18 protein-coding genes and 1 pseudogene are annotated in these 18,623 nt (G+C 71.8%); 6 read left to right on the top strand and 13 right to left on the bottom strand.

All coding sequences use genetic code 11. The features are described from left to right. Positions 1-22: 22 nt before the first annotated feature. Positions 23-967, bottom strand: coding sequence for a hypothetical protein (locus ACZ6RC_RS31175; protein ID WP_469589565.1), 945 nt, complete (start codon positions 965-967; stop codon positions 23-25). Positions 968-1,046: 79 nt separating this feature from the next. Between ACZ6RC_RS31175 and ACZ6RC_RS31170 the strand changes: the two genes are divergently transcribed. Both ACZ6RC_RS31170 and ACZ6RC_RS31165 read left to right on the top strand, forming a co-directional pair. Beyond that, positions 1,047-1,241: a DUF3046 domain-containing protein gene (locus tag ACZ6RC_RS31170; RefSeq protein ID WP_391141289.1), complete on the top strand. Its 195-nt coding sequence runs from the start codon at positions 1,047-1,049 to the stop codon at positions 1,239-1,241. 312 nt (positions 1,242-1,553) lie between these two features. Continuing rightward, entirely contained in the window at positions 1,554-2,699 is a 1,146-nt protein-coding gene (locus tag ACZ6RC_RS31165; protein ID WP_469589629.1) for an AI-2E family transporter, read from the top strand. Between the two features lie 108 nt (positions 2,700-2,807). Here the strand turns inward: ACZ6RC_RS31165 and ACZ6RC_RS31160 are convergent, their stop codons facing one another. The 4 genes from ACZ6RC_RS31160 to ACZ6RC_RS31145 form a co-directional block, all read right to left on the bottom strand. Then, positions 2,808-3,602, bottom strand: a complete 795-nt coding sequence (locus ACZ6RC_RS31160) for a cytochrome d ubiquinol oxidase subunit II (protein WP_469589562.1) — start codon at positions 3,600-3,602, stop codon at positions 2,808-2,810. A 9-nt stretch (positions 3,603-3,611) separates the two neighbouring features. Further along, a complete protein-coding gene (locus tag ACZ6RC_RS31155; protein ID WP_469589559.1) occupies positions 3,612-4,898 on the bottom strand; it encodes a cytochrome ubiquinol oxidase subunit I in 1,287 nt (428 codons plus the stop codon). 198 nt (positions 4,899-5,096) lie between these two features. Continuing rightward, positions 5,097-5,762: a response regulator gene (locus ACZ6RC_RS31150; RefSeq protein WP_469589555.1), complete on the bottom strand. Its 666-nt coding sequence runs from the start codon at positions 5,760-5,762 to the stop codon at positions 5,097-5,099. Beyond that, a complete protein-coding gene (locus ACZ6RC_RS31145; RefSeq protein WP_469589553.1) occupies positions 5,759-7,120 on the bottom strand; it encodes a sensor histidine kinase in 1,362 nt (453 codons plus the stop codon). Before ACZ6RC_RS31145 ends, ACZ6RC_RS31150 begins: the two co-directional genes overlap by 4 nt. 261 nt (positions 7,121-7,381) lie before the next feature. Between ACZ6RC_RS31145 and recA the strand changes: the two are divergent. Beyond that, positions 7,382-8,341: pseudogene (gene recA / locus ACZ6RC_RS31140) on the top strand (recombinase RecA); the annotation flags it as partial. 64 nt (positions 8,342-8,405) lie between these two features. Further along, the gene (recX, locus tag ACZ6RC_RS31135) at positions 8,406-9,125 is read left to right on the top strand and encodes a recombination regulator RecX (protein WP_453619362.1); all 720 of its coding nucleotides are present in this window, start codon (positions 8,406-8,408) and stop codon (positions 9,123-9,125) included. A 239-nt stretch (positions 9,126-9,364) separates the two neighbouring features. Here the strand turns inward: recX and ACZ6RC_RS31130 are convergent, their stop codons facing one another. The 8 genes from ACZ6RC_RS31130 to ACZ6RC_RS31095 form a co-directional block, all read right to left on the bottom strand. Beyond that, positions 9,365-9,766, bottom strand: coding sequence for a rhodanese-like domain-containing protein (locus ACZ6RC_RS31130; protein WP_453619361.1), 402 nt, complete (start codon positions 9,764-9,766; stop codon positions 9,365-9,367). After that, positions 9,763-10,341, bottom strand: a complete 579-nt coding sequence (locus ACZ6RC_RS31125; protein WP_469589550.1) for a cupin domain-containing protein — start codon at positions 10,339-10,341, stop codon at positions 9,763-9,765. Before ACZ6RC_RS31125 ends, ACZ6RC_RS31130 begins: the two co-directional genes overlap by 4 nt. Before the next feature lie 163 nt (positions 10,342-10,504). Continuing rightward, a complete protein-coding gene (locus ACZ6RC_RS31120) occupies positions 10,505-10,576 on the bottom strand; it encodes a putative leader peptide (RefSeq protein WP_309544753.1) in 72 nt (23 codons plus the stop codon). A gap of 73 nt (positions 10,577-10,649) precedes the next feature. Beyond that, entirely contained in the window at positions 10,650-12,365 is a 1,716-nt protein-coding gene (locus ACZ6RC_RS31115; RefSeq protein ID WP_469589546.1) for an FAD-dependent monooxygenase, read from the bottom strand. 163 nt (positions 12,366-12,528) lie between these two features. Beyond that, positions 12,529-13,446, bottom strand: coding sequence for an amino acid ABC transporter permease (locus tag ACZ6RC_RS31110; RefSeq protein ID WP_391141310.1), 918 nt, complete (start codon positions 13,444-13,446; stop codon positions 12,529-12,531). After that, the gene (locus tag ACZ6RC_RS31105) at positions 13,443-14,090 is read right to left on the bottom strand and encodes an amino acid ABC transporter permease (protein WP_391141313.1); all 648 of its coding nucleotides are present in this window, start codon (positions 14,088-14,090) and stop codon (positions 13,443-13,445) included. The genes ACZ6RC_RS31110 and ACZ6RC_RS31105 overlap by 4 nt, the downstream gene beginning before the upstream one ends. 125 nt (positions 14,091-14,215) lie before the next feature. Then, on the bottom strand, positions 14,216-15,133 hold the full coding sequence (locus ACZ6RC_RS31100; RefSeq protein WP_391141316.1) for a glutamate ABC transporter substrate-binding protein: 918 nt from the start codon (positions 15,131-15,133) through the stop codon (positions 14,216-14,218). Between the two features lie 145 nt (positions 15,134-15,278). Then, on the bottom strand, positions 15,279-16,064 hold the full coding sequence (locus tag ACZ6RC_RS31095; RefSeq protein ID WP_391141317.1) for an amino acid ABC transporter ATP-binding protein: 786 nt from the start codon (positions 16,062-16,064) through the stop codon (positions 15,279-15,281). 381 nt (positions 16,065-16,445) lie between these two features. Between ACZ6RC_RS31095 and ACZ6RC_RS31090 the strand changes: the two genes are divergently transcribed. Together ACZ6RC_RS31090 and ACZ6RC_RS31085 are read left to right on the top strand one after the other, a co-directional pair. Next, entirely contained in the window at positions 16,446-17,150 is a 705-nt protein-coding gene (locus tag ACZ6RC_RS31090; protein ID WP_391141320.1) for a response regulator transcription factor, read from the top strand. Between the two features lie 16 nt (positions 17,151-17,166). Then, a complete protein-coding gene (locus ACZ6RC_RS31085; RefSeq protein ID WP_469589539.1) occupies positions 17,167-18,570 on the top strand; it encodes a sensor histidine kinase in 1,404 nt (467 codons plus the stop codon). The last annotated feature ends 53 nt before the right edge of the window (positions 18,571-18,623 follow it).

The following is an 18,623-nucleotide window of genomic DNA, read 5'->3' as shown; positions in this document are numbered from 1 at the left end:
CGGCGGGAGGCGCCCCTCTCGTTCAGTCGATCGGGCGGCCGTGGGCGCGCAGCGTGCGCAGGGCCTCGATCGTGACCATCGGGCGGGCCTCCATGGCCGGGCCCGGCGCCCACTGCCGCCAGTTGACCGGCCAGCCGCCGTCCTCCTCCTGGGCCGCGGCGAGGTGGTCGAGCGAGTGGGCCATCTCCTCCTCGGTGAACCAGCGGCGGGCCAGGGAGTCCGGCACGCGCGCGTAGTCGTACGGAAAGTGGTGCTCGCCCGGGGCGTACCCGGGCGCCACCGGGAAGACGTCCGGCTGCCCCGGGTCGAGGACCGCCAGCCCCTGCTCCCGCACCAGGCGGCCCAGCCGGTCGCCCGCCGCCTGGGCCCGTGAGCGGTCGGGGACCCCGTCGAGGAAGGCGACGGCGGCCTCGATCTCGTACGGATGGGACTTCTCCAGCGACTCCACCGCCGCCCAGCAGAACTCCGTGGCCCGGAACAGCCAGGCGTGCCACACCTGGTTGCGGTGCAGGAGGCCGACCACCGGGCCGGTGGCCAGCAGTTCGCTGGGCGGCGCGTCGACGACCGGCACGAAGGGCGCGTGCGGGTAGGCGCGCTGGGTGGGGAGGACCGCGGGCAGGGCGCCGTCGTGGGTGGACACCTCCGTGAGGTAGCGGCAGATCCGTTCGACCCGCAGGCCGCCGCAGCGGCCGATGGAGTCCAGGACGCGCAGCGCGTGCCCGGTGTGCAGCGGCTGGCTGACCGGACCGCGCAGATCGGGTTCGAGGGCGTGGCCGTACCCGCCGTCCTCGTTGAGGTACGCCGACAACGCGGCCTCCACGGGCTCCGCGCCCCCGCGCAGGAAGTGGTAGGCGAAGCGGCGCTGTTCGAGGACGCGGGCCGTGAGCCAGATGAAGTGCTCGGCACGCGCGAGGGGGGACTGCGCGTGCGGAGCCGCGGACGGATCCGCGAGAGGAGTTCCAGCCATGGTCAGACCGTAGGGCGGAAAGCGCCGCTGACAAGGGGTAAGGGCGGGGCTGCACTCTTGGGAGCGGGATACTGGGGTCATGCGGTTGACGATTTTCTGGGAGCGGATGGAGGACCACTTCGGTGGGTCCTACGCCGAGTCCTTCGCGCGGGACCACGTGATGTCCGAACTCGGCGGCCGTACGGTCCACGAGGCGCTGGACGCCGGCTGGGAGGCCAAGGACGTGTGGCGGGCGGTCTGCGCGGCCGTCGGCGTGCCCGACGACAAACGGTGAGGCGCCGGGCCGGGACGGAATGTCCGCCCGGTGCGCGAGACTGGCGGGGTGGCTCCGACTGACGATTCCGACGAGACCGACCGGACAGACCCCGTAGGCCCCGCAGGCCCTGCGGACCCCGCAGACCCCGCAGACCTGACCGACGACCCCACGGACCCGACCGATCCCACGGATCCGACCCGCCCCGTGCGCCGGGGCGGCGGCACCGGCAAGCCCCGGCGGACCGGCGACGCGGCGGCTCCGGGGAGCGCGGCGGCCGGACCGGAAGCCGGCCCGGCCGCGACGACCGCCCAGGTGCCGCCCGCCGCCCGCATGCCCCGCTGGCTGCCGCGCGCCCTCGTGCTGGCCCTCGCCCTCTACGCCTGTTTCCAGCTCGGCAGCTGGGCCTTCCACCAGCTCATCGGGCTCCTGGTCAACATCCTCGTCGCCTTCTTCCTCGCCCTCGCCATCGAGCCGGCCGTCGGACGCATGGCGGCCCGCGGGATGCGCCGGGGCCTGGCCACCTTCCTGGTCTTCTTCGCCGTCATGATCGTCAGCGTCGGCTTCGTCGTCCTGCTCGGGTCGATGCTCGCCGGCCAGATCGTCGACATGGTCGAGAACTTCCCGAAGTACCTCGACTCACTGATCAACTGGATGAACCAGACGTTCCACACCGACATGTCCCGGGTCGAGGTCCAGGACAGCGTGCTGCGCTCCGACTGGCTGCGGAAGTACGTCCAGAACAGCGCGAGCGGTGTCCTGGACGTCTCCGCCACCGTCCTCGGCGGCCTGTTCAAGCTGCTGACGATCTTCCTGTTCTCGTTCTACTTCGCCGCCGACGGCCCCCGGTTGCGGCGCGCCCTGTGCTCCGTCCTGCCGCCCGCCCGCCAGACCGAGGTCCTGCGGGCCTGGGAGATCGCCGTCGACAAGACCGGCGGCTATCTCTACTCCCGCGGACTGATGGCCCTCATCTCCGGCATCGCCCACTTCATCCTCCTGGAGGTCCTGGGCGTGCCCTACGCGCCCGCCCTCGCGGTGTGGGTCGGCCTGGTCTCGCAGTTCATCCCCACCATCGGTACGTATCTGGCGGGCGCGCTGCCGATGCTGATCGCCTTCACCGTGAACCCCTGGTACGCCCTGTGGGTGCTGGCGTTCGTCCTCGTCTACCAGCAGTTCGAGAACTACGTCCTCCAGCCGAAGCTCACCGCCAAGACCGTGGACATCCATCCCGCCGTGGCGTTCGGATCCGTGATCGCCGGCACGGCGCTGCTGGGCGCGGTCGGCGCGCTCATCGCGATCCCGGCCATCGCCACCCTCCAGGCGTTCCTCGGCGCCTATGTGAAGCGGTACGACGTGACCGACGACCCGCGCGTGCACGGACACCGGCGCTACGGCGAAGCGGTGGTCGCGCGCCTCCAGAGGGCGCTGCACCACAAGAAGGAGCAGGGCCAGGGGGCCTCCCGCGACGACGGCGCCTGACCGTGCCGGGGGCGCCCCGCGAGGACGGCTCCCCTCGGCCCTGCGGGCTCGGCCCGTGGCCGCGGAGGCGTCACAGGTACGGGGGGCGGTCCCCCCGGTGCGGAGGCGTCACAGGTACGAGGGGCGGTCCACCCGGTGCCGGAAGGTGCGCCAGGTCCACACCTGGGCGGCGACCAGGAGCGGGGTGATCACCAGCAGGGCCGGGACGAGCAGGGAGAGCGTCGCCCGGTCCGCCGCCCGCGCCGCCAGCGGCAGACCGGCTCCGGCCGCCGGCGCGAGCGCCCCGAGGAGCACACCGGTGAGGGCGAAGGACTGCCAGGGGCCGGTGCGCCCCACCAGCTGACGGGCGCGTGCGTACGGGCGGCCGGTCAGCCGGAGCGTGGCGAAGCCGAGGCCGTGCGCCGCGAACAGGGCCGCCACGGCGAGAGCGATGAGGACGGCGACGGACCCGCCGGCGGGCTCGTACGGCTTCCCGGTCAGCAGCGCCGCCAGCAGCAGACCCCAGGACAGCGCGACCACCCAGCTGCCGCAGACCACCGCGCCGTCGCACACCGCCCGCCACACCCGGCCCCCGCCCCGGCCGCGCGACCACAGGCCGGCGTCACGGACGACCCACCCGGTGAGCAGCGGCACGAACACCGCGATCTGGCCGGTCAGCAGCTCCCCTTCGAGATCGGGGAAGCAGCCGACGAGCACGCCGGCCGTGGCGACCAGCCACACCTCGTTGCCCAGGAAGAAGGGCGCGAAGGAGGCGAGGACCAGGCGGCGTTCGTCATCGGTGCGCCCGAGGTACGGGGCGATCATCCCGGTGCCGATGTCCGCGCCGCCGAGGACGAGGTAGCCGGTCGCGAAGAAGGCGAGCAGGACGATGGCGAGGGTGCCGAGAGTGTCGGGGGTGTGCACGGTCCGCTCCTAGTAGCGCGCGGGGGGAAGGGCTGCCGCCTGCTCCTCGGGGGAGGCCGTACGGTCGTCATGGCCGAGACCGGAGTCGACGGGTCCGCGGCGGGCGTGGCGGGCCAGCAGCCAGGCGTTGAGGACGACGAGCAGTGCGAAGAGGGTGGTGAAGACGGCCAGTGAGACCCGCATCGACGTGGGGGACAGGTCGGAGACCGCGTCCTCGGTCGTCAGGAGTCCGTACACGACCCAGGGTTGGCGGCCCGCCTCCCGGAAGACCCAGCCGCTGATCATCGCGACGTACGGCAGCGGTACGGCGGCCATCAGGGCGAGATGCCAGAGCCGGAAGCGGAAGACGGCCTTCTTGAAGCAGGCCAGGATCGCGCCGGCGAAGGTGAAGTACATCATCAGGCCGAAGCAGACGAGCATGACCAGGCCGCCGCCGCGCGTCCACACCTCGGAGGGGACGTAGTCACCGGGACCGTGACGGGCCACGAGCTCCGCCTGGAGCCGGGTGATCTCGGCCGTTTCCTGGCTGAAGACGGCCGACTTCATGGGCTGGAGGGTGCTCAACGAGGCGAGCTGGACGCCGCCGAACGCGGCCGTCGCCATCAGCGCCGGGAGGGACAGGAACACCCCGATCCGCAGGCTCCGGCCGAAGAGCTCCCACTCGGGGGAGCGGCGGAAGAGGTGGTACGCGCTGACCCCGGCGACGAAGAAGCCCGCCGTCAGCAGCGACCCGGCGAGGATGTGCCCGAAGGCGAGCAGGACGGAGGGGTTGGTCAGCACGGCGACCGGATCGTCCAGGACCAGCTTGTCGCCCTCGACGCGGTGACCGACCGGGTGGTTGAGGAAGCCGTTGGAGACCAGGATCCAGTACGCCGACAGGTACGCGGTCAGCGTGACGATCCAGATCGCCGCCAGGTGGGCCCATCGGTTCAGCCGGTTCCAGCCGAAGATCCACAGCCCGAGGAAGGTCGACTCGACGAAGAAGGCCACGATCGTCTCGACCGCGAGGGAGGCGCCGAAGACGTTGCCCGCGTAGTGCGTGAGTCCGCTCCAGTTCATTCCGAACTGGAACTCCATCACGATGCCGGTGACGATCCCGACCGCGTAGTTGATCACGTACAGCTGTCCCCAGAAGCGGACCATGCGCGCGTGGGACGGCTTCCGGCCGATCGTCGCCACGGTCTGGAGCACGGCGACGAGGGTCGCGAGTCCCAGGGTGAGGGTGACGAAGAGGAAGTGACCGCCGGCGGTGAGCGCGAACTGCAGCCGGGCGAGATCGAGGACATCTGGATTCACCGCGCCAGCGTCGGCGTACGACTCCGGCCGGGGCGTCCCCCAGCGGGGGACACCCGCCGTACCCCACGGGTTGTGCCTCCCCACGCGCGCGTACCCCGGGAGTCGCGTCCACGCGCGCGTGCCCCCTAGGGGGCGGGAGTGGGCTTCGTCGGCCGGCCCCGGGCCGGGCAAGGCGGTTTGGGCGGCCGGTCGGTCGGGTCAGGCCAGCCAGCCGGGCGTGATCATCCCCGACTCGTACGCCAGGATCACCAGCTGCGCCCGGTCCCGGACGCCGAGCTTGGTCATGATCCGGCTGACGTGCGTCTTCGCGGTCGCGGGGGAGAGGACGAGGCGCTGGGCGATCTCGTCGTTGGAGAGCCCCGCGCCCACCAGGCCCATCACCTCGCGCTCCCGCTCCGTCAGGGCGTTCAGGCGGGGGCTCGGGTCCGGCCGGCGGCCGCGGCCGGCGAGGTCCGCGATCAGGCGGCGGGTGACGGCCGGGGCGATCAGCGCGTCGCCGCGCGCCACCACCCGTACGCCGTGCAGCAGTTCCATCGGCTCGGTGTCCTTGACGAGGAATCCGCTCGCTCCGGCGCGCAGCGCGCCGTAGACGTGGTCGTCGAGGTCGAAGGTGGTCAGGATGACCACCCGGACGCCTTCGAGCCGCGCGTCCGTGGTGATGCGGCGGGTGGCCTCGATCCCGTCGAGGACCGGCATCCGGATGTCCATGAGGACCACGTCGGGGCGCAGCTCGCGGGCGAGGGCGACCGCCCGCTCGCCGTCCCCTGCCTCGCCGACCACCTCGATGTCGTCCTCGTCGGCGAGGATCGAGCGGAACCCCGCGCGGACCAGGGTCTGGTCGTCGGCGAGTACGACACGGATCATCGGGGGTCCCTCTCGGACACGTCCTGCGGTGGGGTGGGTGCTGCGGGGGCGGGGGGTGCGGTCGGTCCGGAACCTGGGGTGGGATCGATGGCGGCGGCGCCCGGGGCGAGCTCGTCGGTGGCGGTGGCGGTGGCGGCGGTGGTGGCGGCGGTGGCAGTGGTGGTGGCGGTGAGTCCGGTGAACGGAAGGCGGGCGTCGACCCGGAAGCCGGCCGCGGTGTTGCGCGCGGTCAGGTCGCCGCCGAAGGCCCGCGCGCGCTCGGCCATCCCCCGGATCCCGCTGCCCAGCGGCGCGTCGTCCGGCGAGCCCTCGCCGTCGTCCTCGACGCGCAGGCGCAGCTCGTCCGCGCGCCAGTCGAGCGCGACCGTGGCGCCGCGGGCCCGCGCGTGACGGGCCACATTGGTCAGCGACTCCTGCACGATCCGGTACGCGGCGAGGTCGACCGGCGGCGCCAGGGGTACGGCGGCGCCCGTCACGCTCGTACGGACGTCGACGCCCCCGCTCCTGGCCCGCTCCACCAGCTCGCCGAGGAGGGCGAGGCCGGAGGTGGGCGCGGTCGGTGCCGTCTCGTCCGCCCGGCGCAGCACCCCGAGCGTCGCGCGCAGCTCGCGCAGGGAGTCCTTGCTGGTGGCCCGCACCGCCCGCAGGGCCTCCTCGGCCGCGGCAAGGGCGACCTCGGGATCGGGCTTCTTGTCCAACCGGTGCAGCGCCGCACCGGTCTGGACGTTGATCAGCGAGAGGGTGTGGCCCAGGACGTCGTGCAGCTCCCTGGCGATCCGCAGCCGCTCCTCGGTGGCGCTCTGCCGGGCCCGCGCCTCCTGCTCCCGTTCGGCTGCGAGCGCGCGCTGCTCCACCTCGTGCAGATAGGCGAGCCGGGTGCGCTGGGCGCGTCCGACGGCGACCAGGCTGATCAGCCAGCCCGCCAGCATGACGAGCGAGGTGTCGTCGATCTGCCGGTGGCCCGGCTGCTGGCGGATCTCGCCGACCCCGACGGCGAGCAGCGTCGCGGCCGCGAGGGCGACGGAGGCGGCGAAACGCCCTTCGGCGGCCGTGGTGTAGAGCGCGAGGGCGAAGGCGACCATCAGCGGCCCGTCCTGCGCGGACACGGGGTAGTAGGCCACGCAGGCGAGGAGCGTGACGACGGCGACCGTCACGGGCAGCCGACGCCGGAAGTAGAGCGCTCCGCAGCCGATCGCCAGCAGGACCCAGCCGATGACCGTGCGGGACACCGGCTCGTCCTCGTACCGCCCCGAGACCAGGGTCCAGACGGCCACGACGAGGGTGACGGCGAGCGTCACGGCGGCGTCGGCGGTCCGTGGCGGCACGCGGGTGCCACGGACGCGGTGGGGGAGGGCCATATCAGGAAGGATAAGTGGGCACGGCACGCGGCTGACGGCAGTCGGCTCACGGCTGGGACTCGCGGCTGAGGACTCGCGGCTCAGCGCCCCGCAGCGGTCGGGGCGCACGGCGTGGTGTGCTTGACACCGAAATCGAACATCCATTCTGATGGAGTTCCGGCCCCTGGAAACACGGGCTTCTCGGCGGGGCGCCGCCGAGTTTTCCACAGGTCGGAAGGACGCCGAGGCCCATTGTCAGTGGCAGGGGATAGCGTCTTTCACATGAAGCGATCGACTCAAGCAAACCGGGTGGAACCCATGGCAGGAACCGACCGCGAGAAGGCGCTCGACGCCGCGCTCGCACAGATTGAACGGCAATTCGGCAAGGGTGCCGTGATGCGCATGGGCGACCGCGTGCAGGAGCCGATCGAGGTGATCTCCACGGGATCGACCGCCCTCGACATCGCGCTCGGCGTCGGCGGCCTGCCCCGCGGCCGTGTCGTGGAGGTCTACGGCCCGGAGTCCTCCGGTAAGACGACCCTGACGCTGCACGCCGTGGCCAACGCCCAGAAGGCCGGCGGCCAGGTCGCCTTCGTGGACGCCGAGCACGCCCTCGACCCCGAGTACGCCAAGAAGCTCGGCGTCGACATCGACAACCTCATCCTGTCCCAGCCGGACAACGGCGAGCAGGCACTCGAGATCGTCGACATGCTGGTCCGCTCCGGCGCCCTCGACCTCATCGTCATCGACTCCGTCGCCGCGCTCGTCCCGCGCGCGGAGATCGAGGGCGAGATGGGCGACTCGCACGTGGGTCTGCAGGCCCGACTGATGAGCCAGGCCCTGCGGAAGATCACCAGCGCGCTCAACCAGTCCAAGACCACCGCGATCTTCATCAACCAGCTCCGCGAGAAGATCGGCGTGATGTTCGGCTCGCCGGAGACCACGACCGGTGGCCGCGCCCTGAAGTTCTACGCCTCGGTGCGCCTCGACATCCGCCGCATCGAGACCCTCAAGGACGGCACGGACGCGGTCGGCAACCGCACCCGCGTCAAGGTCGTCAAGAACAAGGTCGCGCCGCCCTTCAAGCAGGCCGAGTTCGACATCCTCTACGGCCAGGGCATCAGCCGCGAGGGCGGTCTGATCGACATGGGCGTGGAGCACGGCTTCGTCCGCAAGGCCGGCGCCTGGTACACGTACGAGGGCGACCAGCTGGGCCAGGGCAAGGAGAACGCCCGGAACTTCCTGAAGGACAACCCCGACCTCGCCAACGAGATCGAGAGGAAGATCAAGGAGAAGCTGGGCGTCGGTGTCCGGCCGAAGGACCCGGCGGCCGAGCCGGCCGCGGACGCCGCGGGCGCCACGGAGACGGCGGCAGCGGACGACGCCGCCAAGCCCGCCACGGCCCCGGCCGTCAAGGCCACCAAGGCGACCAAGGCCCCGGCGGCCAAGAGCTGACGCGGTGACCGGGCGCACCGAATGGCCGGGCGACAGCCCCGACTCGTCGAGGGCCGAGAAGGAGCTGTCGCCCCAGGATCCGGCTGAGCGGGCGCGGGCGATCTGCCTGCGCCTGCTCACCGGGACCCCTCGCACCCGCAAGCAGCTCGCCGACGCCCTGCGCAAACGGGAGATCCCCGACGAGGTCGCGGAAGAGGTCCTCTCCCGGTTCGAGGACGTCGGTCTCATCGACGACGCCGCCTTCGCGGACGCCTGGGTGGAGTCCCGGCACCACGGGCGCGGCCTCGCCCGTCGGGCCCTCGCCCGGGAGCTGCGCACCAAGGGTGTCGACCCCTCGCTGATCCAGGAGGCGGTCGGGCAGCTCGACTCCGAGCAGGAGGAGATCACGGCGCGCGAGCTCGTCGACCGCAAGCTCCGCGCCACCCGCGGCCTGGAGCGCGACCGGCGGTTGCGGAGGCTGGCGGGGATGCTCGCCCGCAAGGGGTACGCGGAAGGCATGGCCCTGCGGGTGGTCAGACAGGCACTGGAGGAAGAGGGCGAGGACACGGAGGGACTGGACGAACCCTTCTAGGGCGTGTTTCGAAAGTCCCGTCTGGCCGGCGGGTGGACGACGCTTCCTACGGAACACGCCCTAGCGGAGCGCGTGTCGAGAGGCGCGGCCGGGCCCTCCGCTCCCCAGCCCGACCCGGGCCCCGGGCAAAGCCGGACCACCGGGCTCTCTCCGAGCCTCCAGCTACGCCCCGTGCTTCCGGCCCGGCACCCCGCGCCTCCAGCTACGCCCCGCCCCGGGCCGGCCCCTCGCGCCTCCAGCTACGCCTCCGGAAGGAGCACCGGGAGGCCCGCCGCCTTCCAGGCCTGGAAGCCGCCGATCACGTCGGTCGCGCGGTGCAGACCCAGCTGCCGGAGCGAGGCGGCCGCCAGGGAGGACGCGTAGCCCTCGTTGCAGAACACCACCACCCGCAGATCGTGACTGTCCGCCTCGGGCGCGCGATGGCTGCCCAGCGGGTCGAGCCGCCACTCCAGCTCGTTGCGTTCCACGACGAGGGCGCCGGGGATCAGCCCGTCCCGGTCCCGCAGCGCCGCGTACCGGGTGTCGACCAGAAGCGCGTCACCCGCCTCGTACGCCTCGTAGGCCGCACGCGCCTCGATCCGGTCCAGGCCCGACCTGACCCGCTCCAACAGCTCGTCGATGCCGACCCGTTCGTCGCTCACTGCCAGTCCTCCGGACGCTCGACCTGCTCAAGACGGAGCACCGCGCCCGACCGGCTGAAACGGCGGATCAGCGGAAGCGGCGGATAGTACGCGTGCACCGACACCGCGTGCGCCGTGCGGGACTCGTTGAGCACCTCGTGCACATGGTGCTGCCCGAACGCCCGGCCCCGGCCCGCCGGCAGATGCCTCGTCCGGTCGACCCCCTCGGCCAGTTCCAGGGTCTTCCAGCCGCTCGCCGGCAGGCGTGCCGCCAGGGAGTTCTCCCGGAGCGTGCCCCGAGCAGTGGTGAAGGCGCCCTGCGACTCGGCGTGGTCGTGCCAGCCCGTACCGGTGCCCGGCGGCCAGCCGATGAGCCAGGCCTCGCTGCCCCCGGGCCCGTCCAGCCGCACCCAGGTACGGCCCTCCGGATCCAGGGGGAGGGAGTCGATCAGCGCGGTGTCCTCGGCCGTCCGCCGGACGAAGTCCAGCAGATCGGCCGCGGAAGGGGTGGAAGAGGAACGCGCGGGCGAGGAAGCGGAACCGGCGGCCGGCGAGGACCCGGACGGCAGCGAGGTGCCGACCGCCACAGCGGACACAGGGGTTACGACCGATACCGGGGCCGCGGCAGACACGGGGGATACGGCCGACACAGGGGGCACGAAAGACGCGGAAGACACGAAGGACCGTCCTGGGAGTTCGCGGAGAGCGCGCGAGGCCACGCCGACGACGACGGCGAAAAGCGCGCGGGAAAGGGCGAATTCAGCAGGAAGGGCGACACACGCAGCCCGCGTAGCGGACGAGGTCCATATGGACCCTCCGCCACAGGCGCACATCGGTGTCGGTCACGATCCGGAGTACACCATGCGCGCCCGCGACGGTCAATCGGCGTCCGCCGTGCGGTCGCTCACGTGGACGCGGACGCCGAGGCGGCCCCGGACCCCGCGGCGGCGCCCGACGCGGCGGCGCCGCCCGGCGCGCCGGAGCCGGGCTCCCCGGAGGCCGGCCTCGGCAGTTCCCGGGTGCCCCCGACGGCCCCGCCGCGGGCGGCGTCCGCCGCCGCGAACAGCTCCGCCGGCCGGACACCGGCGAACGCGGCGACCAGATGCCCGTCCGGCCGCACCAGCAGGACGGTGTGGGCGGCCGCGCCCGGGTACGCCTCGGTGACCAGCACCTCCGCCCGTACCGGCAGGGCGGCCACCGCCTCCGCCAACTGGGGCATGACCCCGGCGCTCTTCCAGTGCCGCCGGTCCCACACCCCCGTCCCCGGGGCGATCAGGACGACCAGGAGCCGGCCCCGGCCGAGCCGGTCCCGGAGGCGTACGGTCGTGCCGTCCGGCGCGGTCACCCGGACATCCTCCACCGGCGCACCGGCCTCCGTGACCACCGCCGCGGCCCGGCCGTTCCCGTCCTCCGGAGGCGCGAGCGGCGAGTGCGGGTAGGCGGGCGGCGCGCCCAGCGGGCCCAGCCCCAGGTGGCCGTCGGTGAGCAGGGCGTCGTGCCCGCGGGTGCCGCCGGGGATGTACGTCCGCAGACCGCCGCCGCCCCGCAACACCGGAAGCGACTGGTCGGCGGCCCGGAGCCGGGAGGCGACGGCCGCCCGCCGCTCGCTCTGGTAACTGTCGAGCAGTGTCTCCGAGGCGCCGTGGTGCCAGGCGTGCGCCAGCTTCCACGCCAGGTTGTCCGCGTCCCGCAGCCCCTCGTCGACCCCCTGGGTGCCGACCGCGCCGAGCAGGTGCGCCGCGTCGCCCGCGAGGAAGACCCGGTCCACCCGCCAGCGCCGGGCCAGCCGGTGGTGCAGGGTGTGGACCCCGGTGTCGATCAGCTCGTACGGCGGCGTCTGGCCGCCGCACCAGCCGGCGAGCGTGTCGCGGATCCGGGAGACGAGCGCGTCCGGGGTGACGAGATCACCGCGCGGCGGCAGCAGCCAGTCGATCCGCCAGACCCCGTCCGGCAGCGGCCGGGCCGTGACCTCCTCGCCGCCGCCCCGCCACGGGGGCTGCCGGTGCAGCACGGCCTCGCCGGTCCAGGGCAGTTCCGTACGCAGCGCCGCGACCGCGTGCCGCTCCACCGCCGTACGCCCGGGAAAGCGGACGCCCAGCAGCTTGCGCACGGTGGAACGGGCCCCGTCGCACCCCACCAGATGGCTGCCGCGCCACCAGGTCGCGCCCGGCCCCCGGGTGTGCGCCGTGATGCCGTCCGCGTCCTGCTCGATCCCGTCGAGCCGGGCCTCGGTGATCAACTGGACGAGGTCCTGCCCGGCGATCGCGTCGCGCAGGCCGCGCGCCAGGGCGTGCTGCGGGATGTGCAGCGGAGCTGCGGGCCCCTCGGCGTCACTCTCCGTATCCGCGAGACCAGGATGGAGGGCGACCTGCCTCATCTGTTGCTTCCGGCGCAGGGAGCGCCAGCCGACCCACCGGACACCCTCGTCACGCAGCGTGGTGCAGCCGAGCCGTTCGGCCATCGCGGCCATGTCGGCGCGCAGGACGACCGTACGGGCGGGGCGGGGTTCCTCCTTGCCGGGGCCCTCGTCGAGGACGACACTGGGCACGCCCTGCGAGGCCAGGGCAAGGGAGAGCGCGAGGCCCACGGGCCCCGCGCCCACGATGATCACCGGGTCCACGGCGCGGCTCCTGAAGGCCGTTCGGTCATGCGGGTAGCACAGCGAAGTGTGGCGCGAGCCCGGTGCGTGATCACAGAACGTATGCAACCCATTGCGGGTGCTTGCGTCAAGCGACGGGGGCAGCGGCGCGACCGCCACTGCCCCCGGATGATGTCACATACTGTCAGTTCTTCGTGATACCGGACCCGTCGGCGTCCCCAGTCGTCCGCCCGGGGCCCCCGCCGGCGTCGGCGGTGAGCACGACCTCCTGCGCGGCGGCGTCCGTGACCGGGATGCCCGTCTTCGCTCGGCGGCCGCGCTTCTCGATCCAGGTCGCGAGCGCGGAGAGCGCCAGACACATCGCGATGTAGATGGTGCCGATGACCACGATCGTCGAGACGTACGGGTACTGGCCGTTGACCTGCGTGTTGGAGGCGATCAGGCGGGCCGTCTGGAGCAGCTCGGGGTAGAGGATCACGAAGCCGAGCGAGGTGTCCTTCAGGGTGACCACGAGCTGGCTGATGATCGTCGGCAGCATCGAACGGACGGCCTGCGGCAGCAGGACGGTCGTCATGACCTGCGTCTTCGTCATGCCCAGCGCGTACGCGGCCTCGCGCTGGCCCTTGGGCACCGCGTTGACGCCGGCGCGCAACACCTCGGCCTGCACGCAGCCGTTGTAGATCGACAGGCCGAGCGCCAGCGCCCACATCGAGTACTCGGTGAGGAAGCCGACCCACACGGCGTAGATCGTGATCAGCAGCGGGATGGAGCGGAAGATCTCGATGAAGCCGGTGGCGGCCCAGCGGACCGGCTTGTGGTCCGAGAGCCGGGCGACGGCGAGCAGCACGCCGAGGACGAGCGAGCCGACCGCCGCGAGGCCGAAGGCCTTCAGGGTGGCGAGGATCGCGTCGGCGATGTTCTGCCGGATGCCCGCGTAGTTGAAGATGTCCCACATCGCGGGGTCGAGGTGACCCTTGTCGCTCAGCCGGAGGACGCTGACCCCGAGCAGCGCGACGATGGCGACGGTGCCCAGGACGGCGTAGATCCGGTTGCGGACGCGTGCCTTGGGGCCGGGGCTGTCGTAGAGAACGCTGGCACTCATCGGGCGACCTCCATGCGGCGCTCAAGGAGACGGAAGATCCCGCTGATGGTGAAGGTGACGACCAGGTACGCGGCGGCCACCCAGACGAAGATCGGACCGATCGCGTAGCCCTGCTCGCTCATCAGCGTCTGCCAGCCGAAGAGTTCGGTGACGCTGAAGGCGCCGGCGATGGCGGAGTTCTTGGTGAGCGCGATGAAGATCGAGCTCAGCGGCGGCAGGACGGTACGGGTCGCCTGCGGCAGCACGATCATGCGCAGGGTCTGCGAGAAGGTCATGCCGAGCGAACGGGCGGCCTCCGCCTGGCCGATCGGCACCGTGCCGATGCCGGAGCGGACGGCCTCGCAGACGAACGCCGAGGTGTAGAAGCCGAGCGCCAGCGAGCCCAGCAGGAAGGGGCTCATGCCCGGGAAGAAGATCTCCGGGACCACGAAGAACGAGACGAGGAAGAGCAGCGTGAGCGGGGTGTTGCGCAGCAACGTGACCCAGAGGGTGCCGAAGAAGCGCAGCGGCGGGACGGGGGACACCCGGAAGCCGGCGATGGCGACGCCGAGGACCAGCGCGATGACCGAGCTGACGGCGGTGATCGACACGGTTCCTATGAAGCCGTCGCGGAACTCCGGGAAATGGTCGAGCAGTACGTTCATGAGGTCTCCGCGTCGGCGGTCGGCGGCCTACGGTCGAGGCGTGCCAAGGCTTACGGACAAGGTGTACGGGCAGGGGGAGCGGCGCCCCGTACTCCTGTACGGGGCGCCCGTGGTGACGCGGACGATCAGTAGCGGTTGATCGCCGGCGGCGCGGTGTAGGCCGAGCCGGACAGGCCGAGGGTGGCCTCGTAGATCTTCTTGTACGTGCCGTCCTTGACGTACTTCTCCAGCGTGTCGTTGATCTTGGCACGCAGGGCGGTGTCGGCCTTGTCCATGCCGACGCCGTAGGGCTCCTTGGTGAACGGCTTGCCGACGACCTTGAGCTTGCCGCTGTTGGCGGCGGCGTAGCCCTTGAGGATCGAGTCGTCGGTGGTGACGGCGTCGACCTGCTTGGTCAGCAGCTGCTGCACGCAGTCCGAGTACTTCGCCAGCTCGGTGGTCTGGGCGCCGTACTGCGGCTTCTTGATCTCCTGCAGCGGGGTGGAGCCCGTGATGGAGCAGACCTTCTTGCCCTTGAGGGTCTCCGGACCGGTGATCGCGGTCTCGTCCTTGCGGACCAGGAGGTCGGCGCCGGCCTGGTAGTACGGACCCGCGAAGCCGACCTGCGCCTTGCGCTTGTCGTTGATCGTGTACGTACCGACGTAGTAGTCAACCTGGCCCGTGGAGATCGCCGTCTCACGCAGCTTGGAGTCGACGGTCTTCCACTCGATCTTGTCCTCGCTGAAGCCGAGCTCCGCCGCGATCATCTTCGCGATCTCGACGTCGAAGCCGGACCGCTCCTTGGTGGCCTGGTCCTCGAAGCCGAGGTAGGGCTGGTCGGCCTTGGAACCGATGATCAGCTTCCCGCGCTTCTGCGCCTCCTTGAGGGTCGGCGAGTCGACCTTCACGTCGGTGGCGACGATGTACTTGGGCAGCTGGGGGGCGCTCTTGTCGCCGGGCTTCACGGCGGGCTTGTCGCCGGCGGAGCCCTCCTTGCCACCACAGGCGGTGGCGGTCAGCGCGAGGACGGCGACGGCCACGGCCGCGCTCTTGCGGAGCTTCATGGTGAACATCCCTTTTTTCGTGGGTTGTTGATCGGCGGGCGAAGCAGGGAGGCCCGCTGACAAGACGGTCAGGGTATGCCCGCCGACCGGACGGCCAGGGGGAAACCCGCTGGACGGTACGGCCGGCGGAGCCCGCCGGTGACGGTCAGTGGTGCAGGATCTTCGACAGGAAGTCCTTGGCCCGGTCGCTGCGCGGGTTGCTGAAGAACTGGTCGGGCGTGGCCTCTTCGACGATCCTGCCGTCGGCCATGAAGACGACCCGGTTGGCGGCGGAGCGCGCGAAACCCATCTCGTGGGTGACGACGACCATGGTCATGCCGTCACGCGCCAGCTGCTGCATGACCTCCAGGACCTCGTTGATCATCTCGGGGTCGAGGGCCGAGGTCGGCTCGTCGAAGAGCATGACCTTGGGGTCCATCGCCAACGCCCGGGCGATCGCGACGCGTTGCTGCTGGCCGCCGGAGAGCTGCGCGGGGTACTTGTCGGCCTGCGTGCCGACGCCCACCCGGTCGAGCAGCGCGCGGGCCTTGGTCTCGGCGGCCGCCTTCTCCGTCTTGCGGACCTTGACTTGGCCCAGCATCACGTTCTCGAGCACGGTCTTGTGCGCGAAGAGGTTGAAGGACTGGAAGACCATGCCCACGTCGGCGCGCAGCCGGGCCAGCTCCTTGCCCTCCTGGGGCAGCGGCCGGTCGTCGATGGTGATGGTGCCGGAGTCGATCGTCTCCAGGCGGTTGATGGTGCGGCACAGCGTGGACTTACCGGACCCGGAAGGCCCGATGACGACCACGACTTCGCCCCGGGCGATCGTCAGGTCGATGTCCTGGAGCACATGCAGCGCGCCGAAGTGCTTGTTCACGTTGGACAGCACGACCAGGTCGCCCGCCGCCGGTACGGCGTCCTTCGAGCCCTTGGTCACTGACACTCCGCTCATCGGCTTCTTGCTCCGTCCTCCTCGGTTGGGGAGGACACTAGGCACGTGGTGCGACCAGCGTCATTACATCTGAGCGGAAATTGAGGATAACGATCCGGCCGCAACCGGACACAGTGGGTGAAGGGGACGCCCCGGGCGCAGCCGGTTCATCCCGGAAACCCCACGGTCGCAGGGGGCAGACTTGACGGTGACGGCGACCATCGGCGTTCAGCCCTGGTACAAACCTGATGGCAGCCTGTACACAGAACACCATCACCACGACGAGACGATCACGCGAACCGCACGAGAACAAGGCGATCACCTGAACAGAGTGATCACCGGACCGGCACGGTCACCCGACCGGCACGGTCATCCCGGACATCGAGGTAACGGAGGAGGGTCATGAGACTGCTGCTCGTCGAGGACGACGATCACGTCGCCGCGGCCCTGTCCGCCGTCCTGGCCAAGCACGGCTTCGCCGTCACGCACGCCCGCAACGGCGAGGAGGCCCTCCAGGCGGTGCTGCCCGCCGCACACGGCGAGCGCCCCTCCTTCGGCGTGATCCTGCTCGACCTCGGCCTGCCCGACCAGGACGGATACCAGGTCTGCGGCCGTATCCGTAAGCTCACCGCCACCCCGGTGATCATGGTGACCGCGCGGGCCGACGTCCGATCCCGCATACACGGGCTCAACCTCGGCGCCGACGACTACGTGGTCAAGCCGTACGACACCGGGGAGCTGCTCGCCCGCATCCACGCCGTCAGCCGGCGCACCGCCGGGGGCGAGGAGGCCACCGGGCCCGGCGAGGAGAGCGCGCTGCGCCTCGGCTCCGTCACCATCGAGCTGCCCACCCGCCGGGTCAGCGTCGACGGCGCACCGGTCCAGCTCACCCGCAAGGAGTTCGACCTCCTCGCGCTGCTCGCCCAGCGGCCCGGGGTGGTCTTCCGGCGCGAGCAGATCATCAGCGAGGTCTGGCGCACCAGTTGGGAAGGCACCGGCCGCACCCTGGAGGTCCACGTCGCCTCGCTGCGCTCCAAGCTCCGCATGCCCGCCCTGATCGAGACCGTGCGCGGCGTCGGCTACCGCCTGGTCGTCCCGGCCGCGTAACCGCCGGATCCCTCTCGTGCGCACACGTCTCCTCCCGCTCCTCATCATCCTCATGGCCGGGGTCCTGCTCGCCCTCGGCTTCCCGCTCGCCGCCAGCCTCGCCGCCTCCGAACAGCAGCGGGTGGTCGTCGACCGGCTGGACGACGCGGCACGCTTCGCCGCGCTCGCGCAGTTCGTCAGCGAGACCGACCTCGGTCCGAACGAGCGCCGTACCGCCCTCGAAGGGGAACTCGCCAGCTACCACGACGTCTACGGCATCCGGACGGGGATCTTCTTCCGCGACAACCGTGCCATGGCCGCCGCGCCCGAGGAGTGGGTCGTCCCCTACGAGGGGGAGGGGCGCCGCGCCTTCAACGAAGCGCTGCTCGGCCGCCGCAGCCACGACCCGCCCCAGGTCTGGCCCTGGCAGGAGCACGCACGGCTCGCCATCGCCTCCCCGGTGGTACGCGACGGGGACGTCGTCGCCGTCGTCGTCACCGACTCGCCCACCGGACAGCTGCGCTCCGCCATCCTCCGCGGCTGGCTCCTCATCGCCGCCGGCGAGTCCGCCGCGATGCTCCTCGCCGTCGGAGCCGCGTTCCGCCTCACCGGCTGGGTGCTGCGCCCGGTCCGCGTCCTGGACGCCGTCACCCACGACATCGCCACCGGCCGGATGAAGTCCCGCGTCGCCGCCGCGGGCGGGCCGCCCGAACTGCGCCGGCTCGCCCGCTCGTTCAACGAGATGGCCGACAACGTCGAGGACGTCCTGGAGCAGCAGCGCGCCTTCGTCGCCGACGCCTCCCACCAACTGCGCAACCCGCTCGCCGCGCTGCTGCTGCGGATCGAACTCCTCGCCCTCGAACTCCCCGAGGGCAACGAGGAGATCGCCTCCGTCCGCACCGAGGGCAAGCGGCTCGCCCAGGTCCTCGACGACCTGCTCGGCCTCGCGCTCGCCGAGCACGCCGCCGCCGATCTGCGCCTCACCGACATCGGGGCGCTGGCCGCCGAGCGGATCGCCTCCTGGCGGCCGCTCGCCGAGGACAAGGGCGTCCGGCTGACCGGGGAGCACCGGGCCGTGACGGGGTGGGCGGACCCGGTGGCGCTCTCCAGCGCCTTGGACGCGGTGATCGACAACGCCCTGAAGTTCACCCCGGCGGGCGAAGAGGTCACGGTGACCGTGACGCCCGAGGGCGGGACCTGCGCGATCGTGGTCGCCGACCAGGGCCCCGGCCTCACCCCGGAGGAACTGGAACGCGTCGGCGACCGCTTCTGGCGCAGCAACCGCCACCAGAACGTCAAGGGGTCGGGCCTGGGCCTCTCCATCTCCCGGGTGCTGCTGGCGGCGGGCGGCGGTGCGATCGACTTCGCACCGAACGAGCCGCACGGGCTGCGCGTGACGGTCACGGTGCCGCGCTCGGCCCCGCAGCCCCGCGGGGAGTGAGAGGGCGTGGACCCCGAACGAGGGGGTGAGAGCGGGCCGGGTGCGGCGCGCCG

The organism is Streptomyces sp. NPDC048353, from assembly GCF_055587165.1.
The sequence above is the reverse complement of the archived record's forward strand: the minus strand, read 5'-3'. Positions and strand labels throughout refer to the sequence as shown.